Annotated in this window: 1 protein-coding gene; it reads right to left on the reverse strand. The window is 69.4% G+C overall.

The window, feature by feature from the left end; translation table 11 throughout:
* On the reverse strand, positions 1-527 hold a 527-nt coding region (locus AABA78_RS38870), incomplete at both ends, for an AMP-binding protein (RefSeq protein WP_338270588.1).

The raw sequence follows: 527 nt of genomic DNA on the forward strand, positions 1-527 counted from the left end.
CCCGGGACGCCGAAGGGAGTCGGCTGGCCGAAGCGGTCCAGCAGGTACACCTGGGAGTTGGCGATGGCGCGCCCAATGGGAGGGGTGCCCGTCGCGTCGGCATCGAGGAGGGCCCAGGTGGAATAGGTGGTGTCCTCGGAAGGGCCGTAGAGGTTGAAGAGGCGCTGGAGGGTGGGCACCTGGAAGGCGCGAGACACCAGGGCGCGAGGAAGCGGCTCGCCCGCGAGGTTGACGGTGCGGACGGAGGGTGGAAGGCCCGCGCCGCGAAGCAACTCGGAGAGTGCGGAGGGGACGGTGTTGAGGAGGGTGACGTGAGAAGCGGCGGGGTGGGACGGAAGCTGGAGGGCGTTGTCGGCGAGGACGACGCTGCCGCCGAAGCAGAGGGGGACGAAGAGCTCGAAGACGGAGAGGTCGAAGCAGACGGAGGTGCTGGCCAGTACTCCGGAGCGCTCCTCGGGGGAGAAGCAGTCGCGAGCCCAGAAGAGCATGGCGGCAGCGCTGCGGTGGCTGATGGCGACAGCCTTGGG

The sequence above is a fragment of the Corallococcus caeni genome (assembly GCF_036245865.1).
GTDB lineage: Bacteria > Myxococcota > Myxococcia > Myxococcales > Myxococcaceae > Corallococcus > Corallococcus caeni.